Raw genomic sequence first — 9098 nt, 5'->3', positions numbered from 1 at the left:
TGGTCGCGCGGCTGGCGCGTCAGCCGGCCGCGCGCAGGCGCAGCGAGTTCCCGACGACGATCACCGAGCTCGCCGCCATCGCGGCGCCGGCGATCATCGGGTTGAGCAGGCCGGCCGCCGCGAGCGGGATCGCCGCGACGTTGTACGCGAACGCCCAGAACAGGTTCTGCTTGATCACCTGCAGGGTCCGGCGCGAGAGCCGGATCGCCGTCGCCGCGCTGCGCAGGTCGCCGCGGACGAGCGTGAGGTCGCTCGCCTCGATCGCGACGTCGGTGCCGGTCCCCATCGCGAGGCCGAGGTCCGCGGTGGCGAGCGCCGCGGCGTCGTTCACGCCGTCCCCGACCATCGCCACGACCCGGCCCTCGCGCCGCAGCCGGGCCACGACGTCGACCTTCTGGTCCGGCAGCACGCGGGCGACGACGTCCGACTCCGCGATCCCGACGGCACGCGCCGCCTCCCGGGCCGCGCCCTCGCCGTCGCCGGTGAGGAGGTACGGCCGCAGGCCGAGCTGCTTGAGCTCGGCGACGGCCTCGGCCGACGTCGCCTTGACCGGGTCGCGCAGCACGAGCACCGCGCGCGCAGCACCGTCCCACGCCACGACGACCGCGGTCGCCCCGCTGCGCTCGGCGGCCTCGAAGGCCTCGTCGAGCGCAGGGTCGGTCGCGACGCCCTGGCCGGCGAGCCACGACGGCTGCCCCACGAGCACGCGACGCGCGTTGAGCGACGCCGGCGCGTCGGAGCCTCCCGCATCCGCCGGGCCGGCACCGAGCGAGAGCCCGGAGTGCGCCGTCCGGACCACGGCCTCGACCCCGCCGCCCGGGGCGCTGCGGAAGTCGAACGCCTGGAGCGAGCCCACCGGGACGCCGTCGGCGCCCGCCGCGGTGTCCGCAGCAGGCGCTGCCGGGGTGGCGCCCTGTGCGGACACGGAGGCCGACAGGTCGCGCGCGGCCGCCGCGATCGCCCGCGCGATCGGGTGCTCGCTCAGCGACTCCACCGCGCCCGCGTGCCGCAGCGCGTCGACCGCCGTGTCAGCACCAGGGCGCGTCCCCGTGGTGTCCGGCGCGGACAGGTCCAGCGTGCCCGACGGCGTCACGACCGCCTCGACCGCCATGGCGCCCTCGGTGACCGTGCCGGTCTTGTCGAGCACGACCGTGTCCACGCGCCGCGTCGACTCCAGCACCTCCGGGCCCTTGACCAGCACGCCCAGCTGCGCGCCCCGGCCCGTGCCGACGAGCAGCGCCGTCGGCGTCGCCAGACCCAGCGCGCACGGGCACGCGATGATGAGCACCGCCACCGCGGCCATGAACGCGAACGACACGTCCGCACCGGCGAGCAGCCAACCGGCGAGCGTCACGACCGCGAGCACCAGCACGACCGGCACGAACACCGCCGAGATGCGGTCCGCGAGCCGCTGCACCGGCGCCTTGCCCGTCTGCGCCTGCGACACCAGCCGGCCGATCTGCGCGAGCGTCGTCTCCTCGCCCACGCGCGTCGCGCGCACCAGCAGCGCGCCCGCCGCGTTCACCGTCGCGCCCGTCACGTCGTCGCCCGGACCGACGTCCACCGGGACCGGCTCACCCGTCAGCAGCGACATGTCGACCGCGCTCGAGCCCTCGACCACGACACCGTCCGTCGCGACCTTCTCGCCCGGCCGCACCACGAACACGTCGCCCACGGCCAGCGCGGCCACCGGCACGCGCTCGGTCACGCGCGCGCCGTCCGGCCCGACGACGAGCGACCCGTCCGGCGCCAGCCGCACCCGCTCCGCGTCCTTCGCGCCCAGCTCCAGCAGCGACCGCAGCGCATCACCCGCACGCCGCTTCGACCGGTGCTCCGCGTACCGGCCCGCGAGCAGGAACGTCGTCACGACCGCCGCGACCTCGAAGTACAGCTCCGGCGGCCCCATGTGGTCGCGCGACGGGATGAGCGTCGGCTGCATGCGCATGCCGATCTCGCCCGCACCGCCGAGGACCAGCGCCCACAACGACCACAGCGACGCCGCGACCACGCCCAGCGACACGAGCGTGTCCATCGTCGACGACCCGTGCCGTGCCGCGCGGAACGCCGCCGTGTGGAACGGCCACGCCGCCCACGTCACCACCGGCAGCGCCAGCGCCGCCACGACCCACTGCCACGCCGGGAACTGCAGCGCCGGGATCATCGACAGCGCGACGACCGGGACCGTGAGGACCGTCGCGACGCGCAGGCGGCGCAGCAGGTCCGTGCCGCGGTCGCGCGTCGGGGTGCTCGTGTCCTCGGGTGCCGGTGTAGTCGGGTTCGGGGCGGCGGCGGGGTGGCCGGAGGTGCTCGGGCTACCATCCGCACCGCTCGTCCCTCGCGGCGCTCCCGCCAGGCCCGCCACGCCCTTCGCATCCTCCGGCCACCCCGCCGCCTCCGCTGCCGTCCCACCCGGGGAGGTGCGCACGGTGGGGTCCGACGGCGACGCGGCAGGTGCCGCTGCCGTCTGGCCCGGTGCGGTGGTGGCCGTGCGGGCCGACGGCGTGGGCGCGGCTTCGGCTGCCGTCTCGCCCTGGTCCGGGGAGGCGCCGGTCTCGTCCACGGTGGCGGTGGAGGTCGCGAGGGCGCGGCGGGTCGTGACGCGGGCGGTGTAGCCCGCCTTCTCGACGGCGGCGACGAGGTCGGCGTCGTCGACCGGGCCGGTGAGGACGACGTGGGCGTTCTCGAGCGGCAGGTTGACGGTGGCCGTGACGCCGTCGACGCGGTTCAGGCGCTTCTCGACGCGCGCGACGCACGACGCGCAGGTCATGCCCTCGATCGCGAGGTCGACCTCGGCGAACGGGCGCCCGTCAACCGGGGCGACCGGGACCGGGGTGGGTGTGGGCTGGGCAGACACGAGGTGACTCCTCGACAGGTTCTCGGACGGAGGTCACCGGCGGCGTACCGGGGTGGCGGACGGCGCGGCGGGGGCGCCGGGCCCGGTGGGGGGCGGCGCGGCGCGGAGGGCCCGGGTCACCGGTGGGCGACGGTCGGCGGGCGGTCCGCGGGGGGAAGGGGTGGGGCCGACGACGGCCGCGGCCTCGTGCGAGGGGATGCGGCCGCCGTCGGGCACCGAGGCCGGTCAGGCGCTCGGCGGGACCTGCAGGTCGTACGTCTTCGTCGCCGGGGCGTCGCCCTCGGCGGTGCCGCAGCCGCACGCGCAGTCGTGCGCGGACTGCTTCTCCGGGGCCTGCTCCGCGTACTGCGCGGCGAGGGCGTCCTCCTGGACGGAGTACGACGCGACCGTGTAGCCGGCCTCGTCGACCGCCTCGCGGAGCGCGGCCTCGTCGAGGGGCTCGTCGGAGAAGACCGTGACCTCGGACTCCTCGCCGACGCGCAGCTCGACGCTCACGTTCTCCACGCCCGCGACGGCCTCGACGTCCTTGGTGACGTGGGCGACGCAGTTGGCGCAGGTCATGCCGGTGACGCCCAGGGTGGTGACGGTGCTCATGGTGCTCCTCGGTGGTGTTCCTGTGGGGTGCTGCTCAGCTGCGGACGAGGCGGGCGATCGCGTCGGCCGCCTCCTTGACCTTGGCCGCGCCCGCCTCGTCGGACTGCTTCGCCGCGTCGACGACGCAGTGGCCCAGGTGGTCCTCGACGAGGCCGATGCTCACGGCCTGCAGGGCCTTGGTCACGGCCGAGACCTGCGTGAGGATGTCGATGCAGTAGACGTCCTCGTCGATCATGCGGGCGATGCCGCGCACCTGCCCCTCGATGCGGCGCATGCGCTTGAGGTACGCCTCCTTGTCGGACGCGTACCCGTGCGGGCCCTCGTGGCCCGTGTGGTCCTCGTGGTGGACGGTGCGGTCCGTCGCCGTGTCGGTCATGGTCGCTCCTCCGCGGTCTCGATGGCTCCATCATACCCCCTATGGGTATCGCCTCGCGAGGGGGTGTGACAGGCGTCATGCCGGAGCCGTGAGGGACTCACCGCGCCCGGTGACGGCGGGCACTGTCGGTGGCCCGGACCGCGCGTCAGGGTGGAGGCAACCGACACGAGAGGCTCGCCATGACCGACATCGTCACCACCCTGCAGGAGTTCACGCTCGACCTGCCGCCGTTCCTGCGCTGGGTCGGCGTCCTGCTGGCCGCGATGATCCCCTACGTCGAGGCCGAGGGTGCCGCGGTCCTCGGGATCGTCGCCGGGATCGACACGGTCGTCGCGATCCCGGTCGCCGTCGTCGGCAACGCGATCGCCCTCGCGGTCGTCGTCTGGGTCATCGGGGCCGCGCGGACGGGCCTGACCCGTGGCCGGACGAAGGAGGCCGACCCGAAGCGGCAGCGCATGCGCCGGGTGTTCGACCGGTACGGCGTGCCCGGCGTGAGCCTGCTCGGGCCGCTCCTCCTGCCCAGCCACGTCACGGCGGCGGCGATGGTCGGCTTCGGCGCACCGCGCCGGCGCGTGTTCGTGTGGGGCGTCGTCTCCGTCGCGCTCTGGGCGCTCGTGCTCGGCGTCCTCGTGCACCTCGGCGTCCAGGCCGCCGTCGCCTGACGCGCCACCAGCGCCCGCCGGTCACGGCCGCATCACGATTCCGTGCTCGGCAGGCGGTCCGCCGCACGCGGTCCTAGCCTCCCTGCATGGGGACGCGACGACGCGTGTCGGCGTGGCAGGGGGCCCGGGTGGCTCTCCCCACCGCGCTGCTCGCCGCCGGACTCGTCGCGCTCGCCCCGCCCGCCGGGGCGTGCGCGTGCGGCGGCATCGTGGACAGCCCGGCCGACGAGTCGTCGGTGACCTCGGAGACGGCGGTGCTCCAGTGGGACGGGACGACGCAGACGCTCGTCCTCGAGCTCGAGACGTTGTCCACGGCGCCGCAGGTCGGGCTCATCCTCCCGACGCCGACGCCGGCCGAGGTCGCCCTCGCCGACCCGGAGATCTTCCGCGAGCTCGACGAGATCACGGCCCCGCGCGCCGTCGTCTCGGACCACCGCTGGTGGCCCGAGCTCGGCTTCGGCGGGCCCGCCGACGCCGCGGCCGGCGGCGCGTCGGGCGTGGACGTCCTCACGCAGGTGCGGCTCGGGCCGCTCGACGTCGCGACGCTCGCTGCGACCGACACGGCCGCGCTCGACACCTGGCTCGCCGAGCGCGGCTTCGAGCTCCCCGCCTCCATGCGCGGCGCGATCGCGCCCTACGTGGCGGAGGGCTGGTCGTTCGTCGCGGCCCGGCTCGCGCCCGAGGAGGCGTCGACGTTCGACGGCACGCTCCAGCCGCTGCGCGTGACGTTCGCGAGCGGCTCGCTCGTCCACCCGATGCGCATGTCCGTGGCCGCCGAGGAGGCGCAGCGCACGCGCACCTACGTGCTCGCCGACCACCGGATGGACCGCGCGGACGCGACCGCGGACCTCGACGCCCCGACCGTGCGGTACGCCGGCCGCGTCCCGCCGGGCTCCGTCGACTCGCCCGAGCTCGCCCAGCTGCTCGCCGGCGGCGACTACGTGACGGCCCACGAGCAGACCTTCACCGAGCCCGCGACCCAGATCGTCTCCGACTTCGCGTTCGTCCCCGCGCCGTCCGACGTCACCCACTCGTCCACGTACGCCGTCGTCGCGGACAAGCGCATCGGGCCGTTCCACGCCGGGCCGGTGCTCGCCTTCGGCGGCGTCCTCGTCGTGTCGGCGCTCGTCGTGTGGGGGTCACGACGTCGCCACGCCCCCGTACGCGTCCTCGCTCCGCGGCCCGCAGGCGCCTGACGCTCCGCGCGACACGCGCGGTCCCCGGACGTTCCCTGAGAGGCGGAGCGGGCGGGCGCGGCAGACCGCGCCACCCGGACGGTCCCGGGCGACCGGTCAGGCCGGGGTGGCCTCCGCCGCCGCGCGGGCGGCCGCCGGGAACGCCTCGAGGATCCGCGAGACGGCCGCGTCGTCGTGCGCGGCCGAGACGAACCACGCCTCGAACAGCGACGGCGGCAGGTTGACGCCCTGCTCGAGCATCGCGTGGAAGAACGCCCGGTACCGGAAGACGTCCTGCGCCTGCGCCTGCGCGTAGTCGCGCACGCCGGCGCTCGCCGCGAGGTCGCCGAAGAACACGGAGAACAGCGACCCGGCGTGCTGGACCCGGTGCGCCACGCCCGCGGCGTCGAGCGCCTCCCCGACCGCGGCCGAGAGCGTGCGCGACACCTCGTCGACGCGCGCGTAGACGGCGTCGTCGGCGAGGCGCAGCGTCGCGAGACCCGCGGCGACCGCGACCGGGTTCCCCGACAGCGTCCCCGCCTGGTAGACCGGTCCGGCCGGCGCGAGCTGGTCCATGACCGCCGCCGGGCCGCCGACCGCCGCGACCGGCATCCCGCCGCCCACGACCTTGCCGAAGGTGAACAGGTCCGGCACGTAGCCCTCGCCGCCACGTGCCGCGGACGAGTTCGCTCCGTTCTCAACCCCCCACCAGCCGCTCGGGCCGACCCGGAACCCGGTGAGCACCTCGTCGAGGATCAGCAGCGCGCCGTGCTGCGCCGTGATGCGCCGCAGACCCTCGTTGAACCCCTCGGCGGGCGTCACGACGCCCATGTTGGCCGGCGCCGCCTCGGTGATGACGGCCGCGATCTGCGAGCCGCGCTCGGCGAACGCCGCCTCGACGGCCGCGAGGTCGTTGTACGGCAGGACGAGCGTGTCCGCCGCGCTGGCCTCGGTGACCCCGGCCGACCCGGGGAGCGCGAGCGTCGCGACGCCCGAGCCTGCCTGCGCCAGGAGCGAGTCCACGTGCCCGTGGTAGCAGCCCGCGAACTTCACGATCACGTCGCGTCCCGTGACGCCGCGCGCGAGCCGCACCGCCGTCATCGTCGCCTCCGTGCCGGTCGACACGAGGCGCACCCGCTCGGCGGCGGGCACGCGGCGACGGATCTCCTCGCCGAGCTCGACCTCGGCGAGCGTCGGGGCGCCGAACGACAGCCCGCGCGACGCCGCCTCCTGCACCGCCGCGACGACCTCCGGGTGCGCGTGGCCCAGCAGCGCCGGGCCCCACGAGCACACGAGGTCGACGTACTCGCGGCCCGCGACGTCAGTCACGTACGCGCCGCGCGCGGACGCGAGGAACCGCGGGTCGCCGCCCACCGACCCGTACGCGCGCACGGGCGAGCTCACGCCGCCCGGCAGCACGCCCTGGGCGCGCACGAACGCCTCGTGGTTGTCCGTCGCGGTCGCGCTCGGCGCCGCCACCTCCGCCTGGGCGGCGGCCGCAGCCCCGAACCCCGTCGACTCCGTCATCAGCGCGTCCCTCCGAACGTCTCGTCGTGCAGCCAGCCCGCCAGCTCCAGGGCCCAGTAGGTGAGGATCACGTCGGCGCCCGCACGCTTGATGCCGAGCACCGACTCCGTGACCGCGGCCCGCCGGTCGATCCACCCGTTCGCCGCTGCGGCCTCGATCATCGCGTACTCGCCCGACACCTGGTACGCCGCGACCGGCACCGGCGACATCTCCGCCACCGCGGCGAGCACGTCCAGGTACGACCCGGCCGGCTTCACCATGACCATGTCCGCGCCCTCGGCGAGGTCGAGGTCCGCCTCGCGCAGCCCCTCGCGCGCGTTGCCCGCGTCCATCTGGTAGGTGCGGCGGTCGCCCTGCAGCGTCGAGTCGACCGCCTCACGGAACGGGCCGTAGAACGCGCTCGCGTACTTCGCGGAGTACGCCAGGACGCCGACGTCGGAGTACCCCGCGGCGTCGAGCGCCTCGCGGATCACGCCCACCTGGCCGTCCATCATGCCCGACGGCGCCACGACGTCCGCGCCCGCGCGCGCTTGCGCGACGGCCATGCTCGCGTACCGCTCGAGCGTCGCGTCGTTGTCGACGACCACCCCGCCGTCGTGGCCCGTGGCCAGCACGCCGCAGTGCCCGTGGTCCGTGAACTCGTCGAGGCACGTGTCGGCCATGACGACCGGGGCACGCCCCGTGGTCGTCTCCGCCTCCTGGGCCACCGCACGGGCCAGCCGGATGCCGCGCTGGAGGATCCCGTCCTCCGCGTCGGCCTGGCTGCCCGTCGCGTCACGGTGCTCCGGGATGCCGAACAGCATGACGCCGCCGACCCCCGCCTCCGCGGCCGCGCGCACCGCGTCCGCGAGCGTCTCCTCCGTGTGCTGCACCACGCCCGGCATCGACGCGATCGGCCGGGGCTCCGTCAGGCCCTCCTTGACGAACAGCGGCAGCACCAGGTCCGCCGGGTGCAGCCGCGTCTCGCCGACGAGGCGGCGCATGCGGCGGGTGCTGCGCAGCCGACGCGGACGGTGGTGACCGACGGGCAGGCCGGTGGGCAGGCTGGGCACGCTCACGAGAGGTCCTCTCTGTCGCTGGTGTCCGCACCGGGGGCCGCGGTGGCGGCGCGGGGCGCGGACAGGACGGTGGTCACGGTGGCGGCGAGCGCCTCGTCGGTCGGGCGGTCCGCCACCGCGTCGAGCCGCAGCCCGACGGCGCGCGCCGCCCGGGCCGTCGGCTCGCCGATCGCGACGGCCGCGACGTCGTCGCGGGGCCCGAGCTGGCGCGCGACCTCCCGCGCGACGCTGCCCGACGTGAGCACGACGACGTCGACCTCGCCCGCGCGCCAGGCCTCGACGACCTCGGGCGCGATGTCGTGCGCGACCGTGCGGTAGGCGGTGACGACGTGCGGGGTGTAACCCAGGTGACGGAGCCCGTCGGCCATGGTGGGGGCGGCGAGGTCGCCCTGCGGGAGGAGGACGCGCTCGTTCGGGGCGCCGTCGCCCGCCGCCTCCGCGAACGCGGTCACCAGGCCGCGGGCGGAGTTCTCGGTCGGCTCGAGGTCGACCGTGATGCCGGCGGCCTCGAGGGCGCGGCGCGTCGCCGGGCCGACGGCGGCCCAGCGGGCCGAGGCGGCGACGTCGGCCAGGGTGGTGCCGCGGCGGGCGGCGCTCGCCGCGAGCTCGTCGATCGCGTTGACGCTCGTGACGACGACCCAGGCGAAGCGGCCGTCGGCGAGCTGCGCGAGGGCGTCGTCCACCGGGGCGGTGTCCTCGACCGGTGCGCGCTCGATCGCCGGGCTCACGAGGACGCGGGCTCCCGCGGACTCCAGCGCCGCGGCGAGCGGTGCGGCGCGCTCGGCGCCGCGAGGAAGCAGGACCGTCCGCCCGGCGAGCGCCGCGGGGCGTTCGTCGGCGGCCGCGGCGTGG

Annotated in this window: 8 protein-coding genes; 2 read left to right on the top strand and 6 right to left on the bottom strand. The window is 76.0% G+C overall.

Annotation, left to right across the window (positions count from 1 at the left end; translation table 11 throughout):
• Positions 1-19 precede the first annotated feature (19 nt).
• From JZ5iCDA_RS13130 to JZ5iCDA_RS13120, 3 genes are all read right to left on the bottom strand, one after another.
• Positions 20-2776: a heavy metal translocating P-type ATPase gene (locus JZ5iCDA_RS13130; protein ID WP_436967405.1), complete on the bottom strand. Its 2757-nt coding sequence runs from the start codon at positions 2774-2776 to the stop codon at positions 20-22.
• A 303-nt stretch (positions 2777-3079) separates the two neighbouring features.
• Entirely contained in the window at positions 3080-3448 is a 369-nt protein-coding gene (locus JZ5iCDA_RS13125) for a heavy-metal-associated domain-containing protein (RefSeq protein ID WP_083260003.1), read from the bottom strand.
• Between the two features lie 34 nt (positions 3449-3482).
• A complete protein-coding gene (locus JZ5iCDA_RS13120) occupies positions 3483-3824 on the bottom strand; it encodes a metal-sensitive transcriptional regulator (protein WP_069387583.1) in 342 nt (113 codons plus the stop codon).
• Positions 3825-4003: 179 nt separating this feature from the next.
• Between JZ5iCDA_RS13120 and JZ5iCDA_RS13115 the strand changes: the two genes are divergently transcribed.
• Positions 4004-4486, top strand: coding sequence for a small multi-drug export protein (locus tag JZ5iCDA_RS13115; protein WP_069387582.1), 483 nt, complete (start codon positions 4004-4006; stop codon positions 4484-4486).
• Positions 4487-4614: 128 nt separating this feature from the next.
• A complete protein-coding gene (locus JZ5iCDA_RS13110) occupies positions 4615-5682 on the top strand; it encodes a DUF2330 domain-containing protein (RefSeq protein WP_069387581.1) in 1068 nt (355 codons plus the stop codon).
• 96 nt (positions 5683-5778) lie between these two features.
• On the opposite strand, the gene hemL is transcribed toward JZ5iCDA_RS13110, so the two are convergent.
• The 3 genes from hemL to JZ5iCDA_RS13095 all read right to left on the bottom strand — a co-directional run.
• Positions 5779-7188, bottom strand: a complete 1410-nt coding sequence (hemL, locus tag JZ5iCDA_RS13105; RefSeq protein WP_069387580.1) for a glutamate-1-semialdehyde 2,1-aminomutase — start codon at positions 7186-7188, stop codon at positions 5779-5781.
• On the bottom strand, positions 7188-8246 hold the full coding sequence (hemB, locus tag JZ5iCDA_RS13100) for a porphobilinogen synthase (protein ID WP_083260001.1): 1059 nt from the start codon (positions 8244-8246) through the stop codon (positions 7188-7190). The genes hemL and hemB overlap by 1 nt, the downstream gene beginning before the upstream one ends.
• A partial coding sequence (locus JZ5iCDA_RS13095; protein ID WP_083260000.1) for a uroporphyrinogen-III synthase occupies positions 8243-9098 on the bottom strand: 856 nt, incomplete at its 5' end. The genes JZ5iCDA_RS13095 and hemB, both read right to left, overlap by 4 nt.

The organism is Cellulosimicrobium cellulans (genome assembly GCF_001722485.1).
GTDB lineage: Bacteria > Actinomycetota > Actinomycetes > Actinomycetales > Cellulomonadaceae > Cellulosimicrobium > Cellulosimicrobium cellulans_A.
The sequence above is the reverse complement of the archived record's forward strand: the minus strand, read 5'-3'. Positions and strand labels throughout refer to the sequence as shown.

Excerpts from the sequence above, each read along its gene's own strand:
- JZ5iCDA_RS13125 (WP_083260003.1), bottom strand. The coding sequence starts at position 3,448 with ATGAGCACCGTCACCACCCTGGGCGTCACCGGCATGACCTGCGCCAAC.
- JZ5iCDA_RS13120 (WP_069387583.1), bottom strand. The coding sequence starts at position 3,824 with ATGACCGACACGGCGACGGACCGCACCGTCCACCACGAGGACCACACG.
- JZ5iCDA_RS13115 (WP_069387582.1), top strand. The coding sequence starts at position 4,004 with ATGACCGACATCGTCACCACCCTGCAGGAGTTCACGCTCGACCTGCCG.
- hemL (WP_069387580.1), bottom strand. The coding sequence starts at position 7,188 with ATGACGGAGTCGACGGGGTTCGGGGCTGCGGCCGCCGCCCAGGCGGAG.